General features: G+C 58.7%; 14 protein-coding genes and 1 pseudogene. 2 read left to right on the top strand and 13 right to left on the bottom strand.

Translation table 11 applies throughout. The annotated features are described in order from the left end of the window. Positions 1-11: 11 nt before the first annotated feature. From ACN0SD_RS17025 to ACN0SD_RS16975, 11 genes are all read right to left on the bottom strand, one after another. Positions 12-812, bottom strand: a complete 801-nt coding sequence (locus ACN0SD_RS17025; RefSeq protein ID WP_417809415.1) for an ABC transporter permease — start codon at positions 810-812, stop codon at positions 12-14. Further along, a complete protein-coding gene (locus ACN0SD_RS17020) occupies positions 809-1,675 on the bottom strand; it encodes an ABC transporter permease (protein WP_417809414.1) in 867 nt (288 codons plus the stop codon). Before ACN0SD_RS17020 ends, ACN0SD_RS17025 begins: the two co-directional genes overlap by 4 nt. Then, on the bottom strand, positions 1,672-2,745 hold the full coding sequence (locus ACN0SD_RS17015) for an ABC transporter ATP-binding protein (RefSeq protein ID WP_417809413.1): 1,074 nt from the start codon (positions 2,743-2,745) through the stop codon (positions 1,672-1,674). Before ACN0SD_RS17015 ends, ACN0SD_RS17020 begins: the two co-directional genes overlap by 4 nt. Before the next feature lie 63 nt (positions 2,746-2,808). Further along, positions 2,809-4,872, bottom strand: a complete 2,064-nt coding sequence (locus tag ACN0SD_RS17010; RefSeq protein ID WP_417809412.1) for an FAD-dependent oxidoreductase — start codon at positions 4,870-4,872, stop codon at positions 2,809-2,811. A 159-nt stretch (positions 4,873-5,031) separates the two neighbouring features. Next, positions 5,032-5,985, bottom strand: a complete 954-nt coding sequence (locus ACN0SD_RS17005; RefSeq protein ID WP_417809411.1) for a LysR family transcriptional regulator — start codon at positions 5,983-5,985, stop codon at positions 5,032-5,034. Between the two features lie 67 nt (positions 5,986-6,052). Beyond that, the gene (locus tag ACN0SD_RS17000) at positions 6,053-7,537 is read right to left on the bottom strand and encodes an aldehyde dehydrogenase (RefSeq protein WP_417809429.1); all 1,485 of its coding nucleotides are present in this window, start codon (positions 7,535-7,537) and stop codon (positions 6,053-6,055) included. 5 nt (positions 7,538-7,542) lie between these two features. Continuing rightward, positions 7,543-8,220 (bottom strand): DUF1028 domain-containing protein, encoded by a 678-nt coding sequence (locus ACN0SD_RS16995; protein ID WP_417809410.1) that lies wholly within the window; start codon positions 8,218-8,220, stop codon positions 7,543-7,545. Positions 8,221-8,297: 77 nt separating this feature from the next. After that, positions 8,298-8,711: a RidA family protein gene (locus tag ACN0SD_RS16990; RefSeq protein ID WP_038128896.1), complete on the bottom strand. Its 414-nt coding sequence runs from the start codon at positions 8,709-8,711 to the stop codon at positions 8,298-8,300. 31 nt (positions 8,712-8,742) lie between these two features. Beyond that, entirely contained in the window at positions 8,743-10,011 is a 1,269-nt protein-coding gene (locus tag ACN0SD_RS16985) for a flavin-containing monooxygenase (protein WP_417809409.1), read from the bottom strand. Between the two features lie 45 nt (positions 10,012-10,056). Continuing rightward, positions 10,057-11,559: a 4-hydroxyphenylacetate 3-hydroxylase family protein gene (locus tag ACN0SD_RS16980; protein ID WP_417809408.1), complete on the bottom strand. Its 1,503-nt coding sequence runs from the start codon at positions 11,557-11,559 to the stop codon at positions 10,057-10,059. Between the two features lie 100 nt (positions 11,560-11,659). Further along, positions 11,660-13,246 carry a GMC family oxidoreductase gene (locus tag ACN0SD_RS16975; protein ID WP_417809407.1) on the bottom strand — a complete coding sequence of 529 codons (1,587 nt, stop codon included), beginning with the start codon at positions 13,244-13,246 and terminating at the stop codon, positions 11,660-11,662. Between the two features lie 728 nt (positions 13,247-13,974). On the opposite strand from ACN0SD_RS16975, the gene ACN0SD_RS16970 reads away from it, so the two are divergent. Beyond that, complete coding sequence (locus ACN0SD_RS16970) at positions 13,975-15,273, top strand: S1C family serine protease (RefSeq protein ID WP_417809406.1); 1,299 nt, start codon at positions 13,975-13,977, stop codon at positions 15,271-15,273. 108 nt (positions 15,274-15,381) lie between these two features. On the opposite strand, the gene ACN0SD_RS16965 is transcribed toward ACN0SD_RS16970, so the two are convergent. Continuing rightward, positions 15,382-16,536, bottom strand: coding sequence for an aromatic ring-hydroxylating oxygenase subunit alpha (locus tag ACN0SD_RS16965; protein ID WP_417809405.1), 1,155 nt, complete (start codon positions 16,534-16,536; stop codon positions 15,382-15,384). 436 nt (positions 16,537-16,972) lie between these two features. Between ACN0SD_RS16965 and ACN0SD_RS16960 the strand changes: the two genes are divergently transcribed. Next, entirely contained in the window at positions 16,973-17,242 is a 270-nt protein-coding gene (locus ACN0SD_RS16960) for a phage integrase N-terminal SAM-like domain-containing protein (protein ID WP_417809428.1), read from the top strand. A gap of 3 nt (positions 17,243-17,245) precedes the next feature. On the opposite strand, the pseudogene ACN0SD_RS16955 reads toward ACN0SD_RS16960, so the two are convergent. Then, positions 17,246-17,460: pseudogene (locus ACN0SD_RS16955) on the bottom strand (hypothetical protein); the annotation flags it as partial. Positions 17,461-17,587 lie beyond the last annotated feature (127 nt).

Raw genomic sequence — 17,587 nt, 5'->3', positions numbered from 1 at the left:
TGTTATGCGTTTCACGCACGGCGCATCGCGCGGGCCGATAGGGCCAATGCGAGCGTCGCGATGACGAGGGAAGCCACGATCAGCAATGTCGAGATTGCGTTCAACTCTGGGGTCGTGCCCCGTTTGATCAGACTAAAGATGTAGACCGGCAACGTCGTGGTGCCGCCGGTTGCGAGCATGTTCGAGGTGATGAAATCATCCATCGAGATGACAAACGCCAGCATCGCCCCGGCAAAGACGCCGGGCATGATCAGCGGCAGCGTGATGCGGCGAAACGCGGTAAAGGGAGCGGCGTAAAGATCGTGTGCAGCGTCCTCGTAATCGCGGCTCATGCCTTGCAGCCGCGCGCGAATGGGAAGGAAGGCAAAGGGCGTGCAAAAGGCGCTATGCGCCACGATCAGCCGCAACAACCCGTTGGTGAACTCCAGTTGCGAGAACAGGATGAGCGTGGCCACCGCGACGACGATCTCGGGCAGCAGCAGGGGTAGGTTCACCACCGTCTCCGACAGCTTGCCAAAGCGCAGATCAGGATTGCGACTAAGCACCATCGCCGCACACAGCGCGACAACGGTCGAAATCACCGTCGCAATCGCAGCCACGGTCAATGAAACGCGCAGCGCATCCATCAGCGCATCATTGGCCAGCGCCGCTGTATACCATTTGGTAGAAAAACCGCTCCAGACCGAGACGAGGCGGTTTTCGTTGAACGAGAACCAGATCACCACGACGATGGGCGCATAGAGCCAAAGAAAAAACACCGTCGTCATCAGCCCCGCGCCGGGGTAGTGACGCACATCGTGATTGGCACTCATGATCTTGCCTCCTTGCGCATCGCGCGACGCGCATTGAGGATCAGCACGATCACAACCATCGCCATCAAAACCAGCGCAATCGCGGCCCCGAACGGCCAGTTGCGCGCACTGCCGAACTGCGTCTGGATCAGCGTGCCCATCATCATCTGCTTGCCCCCACCCAAAAGCATCGGTTCCAGAACGGTGCCAAGTGCCGGCACGAAAACAAGGATCGAGCCCGCCGCAAGCCCCGGCCATGTGAGGGGCAAGATGACCCGGCGTGCGGTGGTCCAACGGCTGGCATAAAGATCGCCGCCAGCCTCTAGTAATGCGGGATCCAGCTTTTCAATCGCGGCAAAAACCGGCAGCACCATTAGTGGGATATAGCTGTAGACCATGCCCACCAGCATCGCGCCGGGCGTAAATAGCAACGTCCCCTGCCCGCCAAGCGCGTGCCAAATACGCCCCACAAACCCGTCATTGCCAAGAATGATCAACCACGCATAGACGCGCACGATCATCGACACCCAAAACGGCAGCGTCACAAGATAGATCAACACCGTTTTCATGCGCGGCGTGCGCGTCGCGATCACATAGGCCACCGGCAGCGCAAGCATCATGCAAATCAGTGTGGTCGCGCCTGCCAACACAAGGGTCCGGCCGATGATGAAAAGATATTTCGGGTCGAACTCCAGCTCATCTGTCCAACCCACCGAGAACAGGATCTGCCGGTAGGGTTCAAGCGTGAAAGCCCATTCGAACCCGCCATAAGCCCCTCGCTGGGCGACTGAAACGACTGCCACGATCATCAGCGGGATTAACAGCGTGCCCAGCATCAAGACCCAGGCAGGCACCAGCCCCCAGAACCGGAACCCGCGCGTCATTGGCCCAACACCCGAACAGATTCATCGCGAAACCCGAGTTTGACTTCGCGCCCGATGTCATAGCTTTCTGCATGCGAAAGCGCGTTGCGGCGCGACACTTGCAGCGTAATCCCAGCGGTCTCAACCGCGTAATGGGTAAACCCGCCCATGTAGTTTCGTGACCGGATCGTCCCGGTGAACACATTACCTGACGCCTGTTCTTCAAGCCCGATTTTCTCGGGACGCAGCGACATTGTGGCGGCGCCGGGTCCTTGCACACCCTTTTGCGCGGCGGTGAATTCCAGCCCCAAAGGTGTGCGGATCTGCGCTTGATCGCCGTTCAACGAGATCACCTCGGCCTCAAGGAAATTCGTGGCCCCAATGAAATCAGCGACAAAACGGTTTTGCGGCTCTTCGTAGATGTCGGATGGCGTGCCGATCTGCTGAATCCGGCCCTGGCCCAACACACAGATGCGATCTGACATATCCAGCGCCTCGTCCTGGTCATGGGTAACGAAGACAAAGGTGATACCGGTTTTGCGCTGCAACGCGCGCAACTCATCGCGCATCGCTTGGCGCAGCTTCAGATCGAGCGCCGAAAGCGGTTCATCCAGCAACAACACCTGCGGTTCGGGCGCGAGCGCGCGCGCCAGTGCAATGCGTTGGCGCTGCCCCCCCGAAAGCTGATCGGGGCGACGCTTGGCGAAATCGGTCATATGCACCAGCTCAAGCATCTCAGCCACGCGCGCCTGCCGCTTTGCCTTTGCCCAGCCGAGGTTTTCAAGGCCGAACGCGATGTTCTGCTCCAGCGACATATGTGGAAACAACGCATAGGACTGAAACACTGTATTCACGCGGCGCTTGTGCGGAGGCAGCGTAGCGATTTCGGCGCCGAACAGGCTTATCGAGCCTTCACTGGGACGCTCGAACCCCGCGATCATGCGCAGCAACGTAGTCTTGCCACATCCCGAGGGGCCGAGCAGGGTGAAAAACTCGTTCTCCTTGATCGTGAAGCTGACCTGATCTAGCGCCTGATAGGTGCCAAACAGTTTGCTCACGTTAAAGACTTCGACCGCTTCACCGCGTCTCATGTTTGGCACTCCTTGTGAATTGGACACGCGCGGCTGGCCCGAATGGCGGGCGGAAACGAAACATCATGCAAGCTCTGTCACCTCACGGCGGAAGGGCAATGCATCGCCGATATCGGGCACGTCGAGTTCGCGGGCATATCGGTGACCTGCATAGGTAGCCCAGGCAATCGGTCCCGGCGCACAGGCATCGCCGATCACCTTCATCGATTTGATCCCCGCATCCGCCCAGTCATCCTGACGCGCCATTAGGTCCTGATAAAGCGCATCATCGCCCACCCGTGAGGCCACCATCACGACGCTATCGCACGCGATTTGCCCCTTGGTGGCGGTATAGACGCATTCCGTCTCGACCCCGTGTGCGGCGAGGGCCGCAATCCCCGTATTGAGCACGATCTTCACGCCCGCCTCAATCAGACGCGCATGGATCGCGCCCTGTTCAAGTGTGTTGAGCGTCCATTCCGAAACATAGGCGGAGGGAGTCACCAGCGTCACTTTGCACCCTGCCTTGGCCAGTAATTCGGCGATCACGCCGCCCATGTAATAGTGATCATCGTCAAACAGCACGACCTCGCCTGTCGGCAGCTTGCCAGCCATGATGTCATCGGGTGTGTAAACGGGCATCGCGGGATCGGCGGGCATCGGCACGACATGCTGGCGCGACACGCCATCGGCACGCCAATGCGCCCCCGTCGCAATCGCGACATGCTCAAAGCCGAATTCAAGGATTTCTTCGGCGCTTAACCTGCTGTCGAAATAAGTTTCAACATTGGGGCGTTGCGACAACTGATACTCGCGATAATCCGCAACGCGCCCCCAAGCCGACAGACCCGGCAACAGGCGTTCTTTTGCAACGCGCCCGCCCAACGTGGTTCCGGCCTCGGACAGCGCCACGTCATAGCCCCGCAGCGATAACGCGCGCGCAGCTTCCAGACCCGCAGGCCCTGCCCCGACGATAAGCACATTGGAGCTGTCGCCCTTGGCGTTCATCGTCTCGGGGTGCCAGCCCTTGCGCCATTCTTCCATGAAGGTCGGGTTCTGCGTGCAGCGCGAGATTGACATCGTCATGTCGCCGGTGATGCAGATATTGCAGCCGATACATTCGCGGATATCCTCGATCCGCCCTTCCTCGATTTTCTTGGGCAGGAAGGGATCGGCGATCGAGGGGCGCGCGCAACCGATGAAATCCAGAACCCCTTGGCGCACCAGCCGCGCCATGACATCGGGCGAGGTAAACCGCCCCACCCCGACCACGGGTTTCGCGCTCAGCTCGCGGATCCCTGTTACCAGCGTTTCCTGTGCCGCCTCCTCCTTGAAGCGTGACGGCCCCGAGCAATCTTCCCAGGTGCCATGCGCAAGATCCCAGAGATCGGGCAGATCGGCGTTCATCTCGATAAATTCGCGCAGCTCGGAATTGGAGAACCCCAGCTTGCCGATATGCTCATCCAGACTGACCCGCAGCGTCAGCGCCATCGTGTCACCCACCGCATCGCGCATATCCGCGATCACCTCGTTCACGAAGCGGGCGCGATTTTCCAGACTGCCGCCGTATTCATCGGTTCTTTGATTGGTCGCACGCGACAGGAAATGTTGGAAAATCCCAAAGCCATGCGCGCCGTAAAGGCAGATCAAATCGAACCCAGCCAGTTTTGAGCGTTTCGCCGCGTTCACAAACCAGCGCCGCAAGTTCTTGATATCGGTCTTGTCCAATGCGCGCGCTTGCACCGGGTCGTTGGTAAAGGTGCGGATTGGCAATGCAGTGGGCGCGAGCGGCACCTCCTTGGAATAGAGGTTCGGCCCATTGATCCCCGAATAGGCAAGTTGAATACCCGCCAGTGCGCCGCGCGTCTTCATCGCCTCCGACATCCGGCGCAGCGCGGGAATATCGGCATCATCCCAAAGCCGCAGCTCGATGAAAGGCGTGATTTCCGACGTGTGGTGCATCTCGGTCTGTTCGGTGAAGATCACACCCCAGCCACCCTCGGCCTTGATCCCGCGCATCGTGGCCGCCGCAGTCGGGTCGCGATAGCCGCCCCCATTGCAATGAGGCACCTGATAAAAGCGGTTCTTGGCCGTCAATGGGCCAATTTTGGCCGGCTCGAACAGGATGTCGTAATTGGGATTGCGCACTGTCGTCTCCTTGCCAGCCACGGTTTGGCTTGGTCCTGAAACGACGATCTGACGCTATGCCCGGCAAGTAAATTACACCTTGCGGAAGCTTAAGTTAGTCCCTGCCTAATTGCTTATTTATTCGGCGAAGGGCTAAGGTAATGTGCGTTTGGCGAAGCCCTAGAATGCGTGGCGCAGCCCTTTGGGGCGCAGCTGTAGCCCCGGCGCGTTGTCGGGCGTGATCCTTGCAGTCGCATGTTCGATGAAGGCGCGGATGGATCGCGAATTGCGCGCTCCTTCACTCATCAGAAGTCCAAGTTTCAAGGTTCGCACAGGCCCTGTCAGCGGCACCAGACATAGCTTTCGCCCATCAGGCGCAAGCTCGGTGACCGGGCGGATATTGGCCAGACCATAGCCAAACCCATTGGCTACCAAGGAACGCATCACCGCGATATCGCGCGTGCGTTCCTCAATCATCGGAGAGATTCCGAGCTTGGTGAAGAAAGACAGGAAATACTCTGAACTCATTGGCAAATCGAGCAGAACCATCGGATAATCCGACAATTCGGCTGGCGACACACTTTCAAGATGAGCCAGTTCATGCGTCTCGTTCAAAAGCGCAAAGGGCGGCAAATCGATCAGCGGCAGAAATTCCAAATCGGCGGGCACGTTCAGATCATAGGTCAGCGCAATATCAAGCCGGGCCGAGCGCAGCGCGTCGAACAATTCCTGTTGATCACGCTCGAACTGATGGAACTGAATCTCGGGATATGTATCGACGAAACTGCGCCGGAGCTGGGGCAAAACAATTTGGGCGAAGGTGACCAGACACCCGACATTAAGCGGGCCACGCACCTTTCCGGTAATGTCATTTGCCAAGTCATTGAGCGCGCCCGCCCGTTCAAGCACCTCGCGCGCCGTATCCATGAACCGCGCCCCGCCCTGTGTCAGCGACAGCCCATGCGCATGGCGGCGGATAAACAACTGCAAGCCAAATTCAGCCTCAAGCTGCGAGATCGCCGAAGAGATTGACGGCGAGGACACATTTACCTTCTCGGCGGCAAGCGCGATCGAGCCGCACTCGCCGACAGCAACGAAATATTCAAGTTGGCGAAGAGTGATGCGCAAGGCCATAACTCATCCAATTCGATCTGAGGTTAGCCTCTCCCTTATTGCAAGCTGCCCTGCATCCCCTGCCCCGTCAATAGCTGATCCAGACGGTTTTGAGCGCCGTATATTTGTCAAAACTGTGGATCGACAGATCACGGCCATAGCCCGATTGCTTGACGCCGCCAAACGGGGTCATCGCGCTGAGCGCATCAACCGTATTGACCGATACCGTCCCAGCCACCAGCGCATCCGAGACGCTCATCGCGCGGCTCAGATCCTTGGTCCAGACCGAGGCGGCCAAGCCGTAAACGGAGTCATTGGCCAGCGCGATCGCCTCGTCATCGCTGCCAAAGGTCTGCACGCTCAGCACCGGGCCAAAGATTTCCTCGCGCGCGATGCGTGCATCACGGGGAACATCGGCGAAAATCGTGGGCTGAATGAACGCATCCGATCCGTTGATACTCAGACGTTCTCCCCCCGCCACCAGCCGCGACGACTGGCGCCCCGATTTCAGGAAGCCCTCGACGCGCGCGGCGTGCTCGGCATCCACCATCGCCCCCATCTTGGTCGCCGGATTGAGCGGATCGCCCGGCTCAATCGCCTCGGCATGGACCTTCAAGCGTTCGATCATCTCCTGCGCGATGCTTTCGTGCACCAACAGCCGGGAATTGGCAGAACAGACCTCGCCCTGATTGAAGAATATCCCGAACGCCGCCTTCTCAGCCGCCGCCTCAAGATCGGCATCTGCAAAAACAAGGTTGGGACTTTTGCCGCCCGTTTCCGGCCAGACCTGCTTCATGTTGCTTTCGCCCGAATAGCGCAGGAACATCTTACCCACCGCCGTTGAGCCGGTGAACACGAGGCAATCCACATCCGCGTGACGACCAAGCGCTTGGCCTGCATCTTCGCCAAAGCCGGTCACGACGTTCAGCACGCCATCTGGAAGCCCGGCCTCGGCGGCCAGTTCTGCCAGCCGCAGCGCAGAAAGCGGCGATTGCTCGGCAGGTTTAAGCACGACAGAATTGCCCGCAGCCAAAGCAGGCGCCAGCTTCCATGTCGCCATGTCGAGCGGGAAGTTCCACGGCACGACCGCGCCCACAACGCCCAAGGGCACCCGCCGGATCATCGCGATATCGCGCCCGCCAGTCGGGGCAACCTCGTCATAAAGCTTGTCGATGGCCTCGGCGTGCCATTGGAAAAAATGCGCCGACCCGGGAACATCCACGTTCACTGTTTCCGAAATCGGCTTGCCCATATCCAGCGTGTCGAGCAGCGCGAATTCCTCAAGGTTTTCGCGCAACAAGGCTGCAAGGCGCAGCAGCACTTCCTTGCGCGCACCCGGCGTCTGTTTCGACCAGCGCCCGTCTTCGAAAGCTGCGCGCGCAGCTGCAACCGCGCGATCAATATCCGCCGCGCCGCCCTTTGCGACATCGGTCAGCACGCTGGCCGTCGCGGGGTTCACGCAGTCAAACCTTGCGCCCGACAAAGACGGGACGAATTTGCCGTCGATCCAGCATTGGTTGCGAAACGACATGGCCGAGGCCGCGCGGAGATAGTAGTCGTGGCTTTGCATCATAATCCTCATTCGTCTCCGGGTACGCCATAAGAGGGGGCGGCACTTGGGTTGCGCGCACGTGTCACGTAGTCGTCGGCCTGCGGCTTATAGACCTCCCAAGCGCGCGCCATTGCCGCAATGGGGCAGCCTGTTTCGATCCAATCGATGCGCAACTCGGCATAGGGCCAGCTTTCGCGGTCAACGATCAATAGCCCTGCGGAGCGAACGGGACCAGCCTCGCCGCCAGCGTCCATTCCCGCACGCATCGCGGCGATCAAACGATCGCCAAGCGCGCCCTCGGCCTGTTCAAACCCCGCGACCATTGCCGCAGGCACGCCCTCATCCGCCAGCAGATTGCCCCCCGCCGCACAATCGCGCCCCAGCGCTGATGTCCAAAGGCCCAGCGCCTGCGTGCCCGAATGCACCGCGCAATGTCCTGCCCCGTCAATGGCCAGCAATTGGCGGTAATCGGCAAACCCGTCAGCCGCGATTGCAGCATCCACCGCTTGCTGCGCATCTGCCCCTGCCGCCATCTCATCAAGCATCAGCGGCCCAAGCGCGGGATTGGTCACGTTCTGCGTCGCAGCCGCGCCGACCCCGGCACGCGCAAACGCGCAGCGCGCGGCAACCGCCGGTGACGAAGATGAAATTGCCATTCCGAATTGCCCGGTTTGGGCGCAACGCGCCACGATGGAAAAGGTCATGTCCTGTCTTCCTTTGTGCTTGTCTCAATACCGGCAGGGCGCGGTGCCCACCTGAACCATCTCAATCGGGAATAACCTCAATCGGGAATAACGGCTGTGGCGTCGATCTCGACCAGCCACGAGGGGCGCGCCAGACAGGTCACCACGACCCCTGTCGAGACAGGATGTACACCTTTGATATATTCACCCATCGTGCGGTAGACTGCCTCGCGATGGCGCACATCGGTCAGATAGACCGTCACCTTGCACAGATGCGACATGTCCCCGCCCGCCTCTTCGATCAACTGGCGAATGTTTTGCATCACCTTATGGGTCTGCTCGACCGGATCAGAACTGCCGATATCTGCAGCGGTATCAAGCTCTTGCGGACATTGGCCGCGCAAAAAGATCGTCGCGCCCCGCGCAACGACAGCTTGGCACAGGTCGTTGTCGAGGTTCTGCTCGGGATAGGTGTCTTTGGTATTGAATTTGCGAATTCTGGTATGGGCCATTGGGCGCTCCGTAGGGTATTGGAAGAAGGGATCACGCGTTTTCGGAAACCGGCGCATCGGCGGCGCGATACTCTAGATAGGCGCGTTGTTTGCAGATGTGATCGGCGACATATTTCGCATCATGCCAAACCCCCCAAATGAAGGAAGACCCACGCCGCGTCTGCCAAGGCAGCCCGAGGAAATAGATGCCGGGTTCGATAGACACGCCGCGCTGATGGGCCGGACGCCCTGCCGCGTCCAACGCATCCACCTTGAGCCAGCTATAATCCACACCGAAACCGGTCGCCCAGATGATCGTGGTAATCCCCGCCTGCGCCAAATCGAGCGATAGGATCGGATCGCGCATACACTCGGGATCAGGGTCGATCTCATGGGCTTGGGGTTCCTCGGGCAGATCAATCCCGTTGCGCGCGACATATTGATCGGCCTCGCGCAGCAGGGAGAGGTAGTTCTCATCGCCCTTCGCGATATTGCCGACCAGATCAGAGGCAAAGCGCAACACGCCAGACTGGCAGCTTTCCGTGCGCCCCAGCAGCACCATGCCGCGCGCGGCCAGTTTGCGGAAATCGACCGTTTCGCCGCCATTTGCACCGCTGACCGCGATCGTGGTGTGCTCGACGCCGGGTGTGGCCTCGGCATCCCACTTATTGAGAACGCCCAGCCACCAAACGAAATCGCGCCCGCGATAGCGACGCGGCGGGCGATCATGCGGGCCGACCGAAAGATAGACCTTGCGCCCCGACGCCAATAGCTCATCGGCAATCTGCACGCCCGACGAACCCGCCCCGACAACCAGCACTGCCCCTTCGGGCAATTGCGCCGGATTGCGATAGGCGCTGGAATGGATCTGCGTCAGCCCTTCCGTTTCAGGCACAACCGGCGGGATCACCGGCAGTTGAAATGCTCCGGTAGCAGCCACGACATAGTCCGCTTCGATCTCGCCCTGCGAGGTCGTGACGTGAAAGCCCGGCCGTCCCGAATTGCGCACCACTTCACTGACCTCGACACCGCAGCGCACAGGCGCATCGATTTGCTTGGCGAAGGTCTCGAAATAATCGGCAACTTCGTCCTTGGCGACGAACGCATCCGGATCCCCCTCAAATTCCAGATCCGGGAAGCGGTCATGCCAGGCCGGCCCGTTCGCAGCCAGCGAGTCCCAGCGTGCCGAACGCCAGCGTTCCGCGATCCGGTCGCGCTCAAGCACGAGGTGGGATACGCCCGCCTTGCGCAGATGCGCGCTCATGGCCAAGCCCGCCTGTCCTGCGCCAACGATGAGCGTCTCGACTTTCTCAACTGTCATTTTGGGGGTCCTTTTTCGGAAGTCTTGAAATCGTTTGGGGAAAGATCATGTCGTGGTTTCAACGGCTTGGGGCGCGCTGGAAAACCAGCGGCTGGTCGGGCTGTCGGCGCAGGTCAGCGTCTTGTCCCCCATCACCCTCTCGCTCAGCCCCGCCGCCTCTTTGACGAAGGCGATCGGCCCGTCCCAGTCGAAATTGCGATAGACTGAGGCGAGATGCGCGTAAGGGGGCGATTGCGCGAACAGCTGAAAGCTAAGGCGGTGGCCCGCGTGATCCGAGTTAAGCAAGTCGCGCGCAAACGCCAGCAATTTGCGGCGATCCTCTGCGATCCATTCGTCGTCGAGCGCATAGACCTTGTCTAGCCAAGGCGCGGTTTCCGGCGCCTTGAAACTGGCAATATCGGGTGTCAGGCTAACCTGCCCGCCGCACAGTTCGCGCGCGAGATGCATCATCTGCGCCAACTGGCTGCCCGCCAGCACGCGCCCGGTGTAAAGCAGCGATTGGTTGGGCATCATCAGCCCACCAGGCGAGCGTTCGGCCATCGCAAGTGCGGCGCTCAGATGGGCGTTGATGCCTTCGCGATAGCAGGCAAGCTGCGCAAGTTTTTCCTGCACCGGTTGCAATCTGTCCAAGCCACTCTGGCGCAGGTTCAACAGCGCCGCGCCGATCATCATGTCCGCGAATTTCAGGCTGCGCTGCAAAAAGGCAAAGGCGGAATAGCGATGTAGCGTCGCGCGCACGATCATTGCCGCCTTGACGCTGCGATAAAACAGCACGTTTTCCCAAGGGATCAGCACATCGTCGAAGATGACGAGCGTATCGATCTCGTCAAAGCGGTTCGACAGCGGGTAATCTTCAGCCGAAGCGCGCCCGGCAAAGCCAGTGCGGCAGATGAATTTCAGCCCCGGCGCCGAGAGATCGCAGATAAAGCCCAGCGCATACTCGCCCCCTTCCCCATTGCCCCAATCCGAGATCGTGGGCTTTGTGAATGCCTGATTGGCATAGGCTGCGGCGGTTTCATATTTCGCCCCACGCACAACAATCCCGGCATCGGTTTCGCGCACCACATGCAGGCGCATTTCGCTACCTTGACCCAGTTTCGGGTCGGTATTGGCAGAGACATGAAACGGATCAGTCTGCGTCAGCGCCGCGATATGGTTTGCGATATTGCCGCTGAATTGCGGATCGAGACCGTGCAGCGCGTCTTTGGCGTCGTAAAGCGACCACATCTCGCCCGCCGTTTCATCCCCGACGCGCGTCACGATCCCGCCCACCGTATCAAGCACCAGATCTGTGGCGCGCCGCTTGGCCCACCAATCGGCTTGCGTGAAGGGCAAGGCATTGCCGATCGCCTGGGTGTCACCATCGCGTTTGACGGTCATAATTCCGGCGGTCTCGGGCGCATGGGCCATATCGTAGATCTTCGCGCGGATATCGACGAGCGGGCGAAACATCGGATGGGTGGTGACATCGCGCAGTTTTTCGCCGTTAACGAAAACCTCACGCCCGTCGCGGATCGAGTCCCGATAGTCGTCACCTGTGCGGATCATCCCATGATCTCCAGTGAAGTTGCAGCCTTGCTAACGAGAGACTGTCGCAGGAATGGCGTAGGTAAAAGCATAACCTCCATCAGCATTGATTAGCCCCCTCCTAACCTGCCAGCACCATGCGTGCACAGCGCTCGCCGATCATCATCGAAGGCACATTGGTGTTGCCGCCAATCAGCGTGGGCATGATTGAGGCGTCAGCCACGCGCAGATTTTCGATCCCGTTGACCTTCAAACTGGACGGGTCCACCACCGCCATTGGATCACGGCCCATTTTGCAGGTGCCAACGGGGTGATAGACTGTCAGCGCCTCTGCGCGCAGATAAGCGAGTATCTCCTCGTCGCTTTGCACCTTTGGACCGGGCAACATCTCGGGGCCTCGCAGTTCATCAAATGCCGTATCGGCAAAAATTGAACGCGCGATCTTGATCCCCTCAACCAGTGTTTTGGCATCTTTCGGGTCGGTGAAAAAGCGATGGTCAATCTCGGCCTGCCCATCACGCCCCAACCGGATCTCACCCACGGATTTGGGCCGCAGCACACAGGTATGCACCGCATAGCCATGGCCATATTCCACCAGCCTCCCGCGATGCGAACGATAACCCGGCACGAAATGGAACTGGATGTCAGGATCGGTTCCGGCATATTTCGTGCGCGCAAATCCCCCGGCCTCGACATAATTGGTGCTTAGCATCCCCTTGCGCGCAAACAGGAATTTGAAGGGCGCGGCGATCATCGCGGGCAGGTTGGCCAGCGACAGCCCCAAAGTCTTTGTAGATTTCGAGCGCACGGTGATCATGCCATCGATATGATCGCGCAGGTTCTGTCCAACGCCGGCAAGATCATGCGCCACTTCAACCCCGGCCGCTCGCAGCACATCTGCAGGGCCGATCCCCGAGCGCATCAGCAAACTGGGCGAACCAATCGCACCCGCCGACAGGATCACTTCGCGCCGCGCGTGCAAGATGCGCACCCCTTGGTCATCGCGCAACTCGACCCCGACCGCCCGCTTGCCCTCAAAGATGACCCGCGTGGTTTCCGTTCCACTGAGCACCGTCAGGTTCGCCCGATCCAACACCGGATGCAGGAACGCTCGGTAGGAGGACCAGCGCAAGCCGTTCCTTTGCGTGACATTGTAGATACCAAGCCCTTCTTGCGTGCCGCCATTGAAATCGCGATTTTCGTGCAGCCCCACCGCGCGCCCCGCCGCAATGAAACTCGCATCCAACCGGTTTGGGTCGCGCGGGGTATCGACGAAAACCTCGCCCTCAAACCCGTGCCAGTCAGGCGACTGGTTCAGTTGGTTGGCCTCCAGATCTTTGAAGACGGGCAGCACGTCATCCCACGCCCAACCCTCGCATCCCAGATCGCGCCATTTATCGTAATCCGAACTGGCCCCGCGGATGAACACCATCGAGTTGATCGTGGACGACCCGCCCAGAGCCTTTCCCCGGTTGACCGGAATGCGGCGGTTGTTCAACTCTGGCTGCGGCGTGCCGACATAGGCGTAATCGTATTTAGGGTTTCCATAAAGCGAGAGAATACCGGCAGGCACATGCACATTGGGCGCGCGCTCTGATCCGCCCCCCTCAACCACACAAACCCGGTTCGCGGGATCGGCGGACAGACGATTGGCCAGAACGCAGCCCGCGCTGCCCGCACCAATGATGATATAATCGAAGTCGCCCATGCCTGATCTCCAGTTCGCATTGATCGCACCATGCTCTGGTAACCGGCTTAGCCCGCAGAAGCTTTTTCCGAGGTGTGGCTTCGGGAAAAGCTAATATTGCGTAAAAAATCATCTAACTATCTGTAATTTAACGAACCACCGCGCGAGGAGGTAAAACTCCTATAGGGCGGCATTTTTGAACCGCTTAACGAACACGGGCACCTGCCTAAAACCTGAGCAGCCTGCAAACGGCCTGCTTGAAACAGTGCCATTCAACGCGGCTCTTTCGGCCCGGCCCTTGAACCCTCCACCGCCACACGCTTGCGCCAATTCGCACCAGATCGCTGATCTCTGCCCTGTCTCGATCCATTCCCGTGACCGTATACTGAACCGCCAGAACGGATGATCCTTGCCCAAAGAGTGCCGCTTCGCCAATAAGGCAGCAGATTTGCAACTGACATCGCCGCCTTTTGCCTACAGCTGCGTCAAAGTTAAGCCGGTTTTATAGCCATAACTCAGTTCAATGGCGTTGACCGAGCCACCTCTCCGGCTCACCATGCTATGTATTGATCGGTGGTTTAGAATTGCGCCGTATTTTAGTTGCTCTGCTTTTTGGTCTCGTGTTTTTCAGTGCCGCCCAGGCCTGGACGCGCGCGGAACTTTTCGATCCCTTTGACGCAAGTGATCTGACCCCGAGCGAGATCCGGTTCTTGCGGGCCGCACTCGCGCTCAAGGGCGACTATATTGGTATGATAGACGGCAAGTGGGGGGCTGGGAGCGCGCGGGGGCTGAAGGCTTTTGTCCGCGATAGTGGAATCGAACTTGGGCCAGGCGAGTTACCCAATCTCGCGCCAGTAGCGCTGGTCTCCGACGCAATCGTGACGATCTCGAAACAAGGGTGGTCGCGCTATTATTTCGACTTTGCCGATCTCTCGTTTCTGTCGCCGCAGAAAACGATGACCTCGAAGGTCAGCGACAACGGTCTCAGCCTTGATTTCAACGACAGCGTCTCTTCGCTGTCCATTTCGCTGACATCGGGCAACGCAAGCCGAACCTCAGCCTTTCATCAATATGCGCTCTCCAATTCTGTGTCGAAACTCTACACGGTGCGCAAAGACCGCCTTGTTATTACCTCTGCGAAGGTGTTCGGGGGAAAGACGCTCTATATCCGTTCCGATCTGATGAGCGACGGCAACTGGTCCACGATACTGATCTCTTCGCTGGACCGGGATGCAGGGCGTCTGGCGCTTGTGACTGGCTCAATCCTTCCCCATCGTGGACCGGATTTGGAACTGCCCGAAAATGGAGAGCTGGCTAACGGCGTTCTCGCCTTCCTCGCTGCGGCCAATGATGATGAAGGAGTGACGGCCAACGCGCCAAATCCGGGAGAAACTGAGGGCATGGTCGCAGCCAAGCCGCCTTCGGCTCCGCAGGACGCCCAAAGCAGCTCGGGAACCGGTTTTGCGGTTGCACCTGAAGGTCTGATCTTAACAAACAACCATGTTGCAGGAAGCTGTCATAAGATTTTGGTGGATGGCTCTCCCGCCACATTGATCGACGCGGACGAGACTTTCGACTTGGCGCTTTTGCGGGTGACCGGCGTGACCAATCTCGTGACGGCCACATTCGCTGATGCACCAGCGCCGCTCAATTCTGACGTTACAGTCGCCGGCTATCCGTTGGCTGGGCTGTTGAGCGGTCTCAATGTAACACGCGGCTCCGTCACCAGCATCAAAGGGCTTGGCGGTGATGGTAGCCGTATGCAGATCTCGGCACCGGTCCAGCCCGGAAACTCTGGCGGGCCAGTCGTCGATGCATATGGTCATGTGGTAGGGGTCGTGGTCTCCAAGCTCGACGCGAAACTGGTGCAGGATGAGATCGGTGATATCCCGCAAAACGTCAATTTTGCCATCCGAGGTGAGATCGCCAAACTCTTCCTTTACCAGAACGGCGTAACGCCCCGGACCTCCGATGGAATAGATCGATTGGCACCCGAAACTATTGCCAAGCAGCTTCAGGCGGCGACGCATTTTATAACCTGCGACTGAACCGCGGGAAGCTATAGATTTTGAGTTGATTCGGTCAACCAAGAGCTTTGCAGAAAATGCCTATCGCTGCATTTTGGCACATTGATGCCGTCGGGGGCGATCATATCATCAGATGTCTGTGTCATTCCGATCCTGCTGATGGCCCGCAGCTTGAATGCGGGCGTTGATATACTGCGCAAAATCATAGTTCGGCCGCTCTAGGTGTGACAGATGACCTGGCGATGCCGACTGCGACCGCAATCCCCGATACACCTTTTCGGTGCACCCCCTGTCTTCGACGTTCACGTCGTCCAGCAAGGCTTTGAGCTGTGCGAAATTGGCCTGCGCATCAGCGTCATCCGCATAATCATTTGACATGCCGCCGCCAAAGCCGATGCGGACTTGCCCCACACCGTGGGGATGCAGCGTCAAATACCAAAAATATCCCGGCGTCAGCGTAATAAGCAGACTGGGATAGATGGCCAGCAGAAAGGTCGTGCGGCGGCGCTCCCCTTGCATCCGCGAGTTACTGGGATGAGCCATCGCGATCCTGAGGGTCTCGTCCTTCAGGATCGTATGATAGTTGAAGGCAGCTTCGCCGGGCGGGCAGATCATTTCATTCAACTTGGACAAACCACCGATTGTCCCGGCATGGCAGACAGGCAAATGATAGCTTTCCATGAAGTTTTCGGCCAAAACCTTCCAGTTGGTGTCCCAGATATGAGTTTCGAAAAAGGTTTCAGTATAGTTTGTCAGGTCGTAATCACCGACAAGGTCTTCGACCTTCGCCAGTTGCTGTGCCACTGGCGGCACGTCCGGGTTCAGCGTCACAAAAATCCAACCCAGCCACTCTTCACAGCGAATATCTGGCAGGCTGTAGTCAGCTTTGCAAAACGCTTCGTTCTGATCCATCGCAGGCGCGCCGCGCAGTGATCCGTCCAGATTATAGGTCCATGCGTGATAAGGGCAGACAATGCTGCGGGTGTTGCCACGGCCTTCAAGCAGGGTCGACATGCGATGACGACAGACATTCGACATAGCCCTCAAAGCACCGGCTTTGTCGCGCAATACTATGATCGGCTGATCCGCTAAATCCAAGGTGACATAGTCGCCTGACTCCGCCAACGCATCTGCGCGCCCGGCGCAAAACCATTCATGCGCAAAAATCGAAGAAATCTCGCGCGCGAGAAACGCTTCCGATGTGTAAACAGACGGCGGCATCGCCCGGGCTTGTTCAAACGGAAGTGCCACGTTTTTCAGGAGTTCTTCGGCTGCGTCTTTCATTTTGCGTCCCTTCGTGGTGATCAGGCGTTGATCGAATTCTTGATGGCAGATGACGATGTCGCCACATGCCACGATAGAGCATGCTCGCTGCCTCGAGGCGCAGAACTATCAAAATACTCTGCTTTCGCACCATCGCACCCTACACATCGACAGATGTTCAACCACAAATAAAGCATCATCTTTCGCAGTCTGGCTTTGGCAATTCCTAATCACGAAATTCAATGAAATGCCGCCATTCAAGTATCGTAGAAAACTGACGGTTTCCGGAACGCCTCCGACATCTACAGTGTCGCGGCATTCGAACTATACGAACCGCACGGCGCTAATGCTTGCGGCCCAGTGCCGCCGTTCGTGTCTTGTACGGAGAATATCCGTTCCCAGCCCACAACGGACGGCATATACGCGCCATCGTCAGTAGCGGGGCGAAGACAGAAACATTCGTGGATTGAGCGAGAAGACCCAAAAGGCCCATATCCGGAATGTGAGGCAGTTCGCGGCCTTCCTCGGACGCTCCCCGGATTTAGCAACGCCCGAAGAACTGCGGTCATATCTGTTGAGGATGACCGAGAATGACCCTGCGTGGCGTCAGGCCAATGCGGGACATGTCAGCCTCCCCCAAGACGGGTGCGATCCGCCCCGCCAATGCACTGCGAAAGACATACCGCGCACAAGCTCCGTTATCTCACAGAGCCTCAGAAAAGCATAAGACATGAGGGTTTGTTTCGACGCGGCTCCGACTGTGGTATTCGCTCCAGTTTCTCCAAAGTGCCCGGCCAAGATAATTCGACGCCCGGAGGGCCTCGTTTCGCGGCGAAACTTGTCCGCCATTGGTCCGAGGGCAATGGCGAGCGCTCCGGCAGTGTTTGGCTTCCACGGTTTTGCGTTTCTACGGGGCAGAATGACAGCAGCGACGCCTCGGTCGGCCCCTCTTGTCTTATGAATTGAGCAGTTCCTGTGTGAAGCTGGAATAGCTGCCCGGCACGGCAGTCGCTTGCGACACCGGGCAGCGGCGGAGGTTGGACCGTTCCCCTCTTGGTCGTCGTGGACCGCG

This window comes from Thioclava sp., from assembly GCF_048263065.1.
Classification (GTDB): Bacteria; Pseudomonadota; Alphaproteobacteria; order Rhodobacterales; family Rhodobacteraceae; genus Thioclava.
The sequence above is the reverse complement of the archived record's forward strand: the minus strand, read 5'-3'. Positions and strand labels throughout refer to the sequence as shown.

What these genes read in the sequence shown, in the direction of transcription:
- ACN0SD_RS17025 (WP_417809415.1), bottom strand. Translation starts at nt 812, where the DNA reads ATGAGTGCCAATCACGATGTGCGTCACTACCCCGGCGCGGGGCTGATG.
- ACN0SD_RS17020 (WP_417809414.1), bottom strand. Translation starts at nt 1,675, where the DNA reads ATGACGCGCGGGTTCCGGTTCTGGGGGCTGGTGCCTGCCTGGGTCTTG.
- ACN0SD_RS17015 (WP_417809413.1), bottom strand. Translation starts at nt 2,745, where the DNA reads ATGAGACGCGGTGAAGCGGTCGAAGTCTTTAACGTGAGCAAACTGTTT.
- ACN0SD_RS17005 (WP_417809411.1), bottom strand. Translation starts at nt 5,985, where the DNA reads ATGGCCTTGCGCATCACTCTTCGCCAACTTGAATATTTCGTTGCTGTC.
- ACN0SD_RS17000 (WP_417809429.1), bottom strand. Translation starts at nt 7,537, where the DNA reads ATGATGCAAAGCCACGACTACTATCTCCGCGCGGCCTCGGCCATGTCG.
- ACN0SD_RS16995 (WP_417809410.1), bottom strand. Translation starts at nt 8,220, where the DNA reads ATGACCTTTTCCATCGTGGCGCGTTGCGCCCAAACCGGGCAATTCGGA.
- ACN0SD_RS16990 (WP_038128896.1), bottom strand. Translation starts at nt 8,711, where the DNA reads ATGGCCCATACCAGAATTCGCAAATTCAATACCAAAGACACCTATCCC.
- ACN0SD_RS16985 (WP_417809409.1), bottom strand. Translation starts at nt 10,011, where the DNA reads ATGACAGTTGAGAAAGTCGAGACGCTCATCGTTGGCGCAGGACAGGCG.
- ACN0SD_RS16980 (WP_417809408.1), bottom strand. Translation starts at nt 11,559, where the DNA reads ATGATCCGCACAGGTGACGACTATCGGGACTCGATCCGCGACGGGCGT.
- ACN0SD_RS16975 (WP_417809407.1), bottom strand. Translation starts at nt 13,246, where the DNA reads ATGGGCGACTTCGATTATATCATCATTGGTGCGGGCAGCGCGGGCTGC.
- ACN0SD_RS16970 (WP_417809406.1), top strand. Translation starts at nt 13,975, where the DNA reads ATGATAGACGGCAAGTGGGGGGCTGGGAGCGCGCGGGGGCTGAAGGCT.
- ACN0SD_RS16965 (WP_417809405.1), bottom strand. Translation starts at nt 16,536, where the DNA reads ATGAAAGACGCAGCCGAAGAACTCCTGAAAAACGTGGCACTTCCGTTT.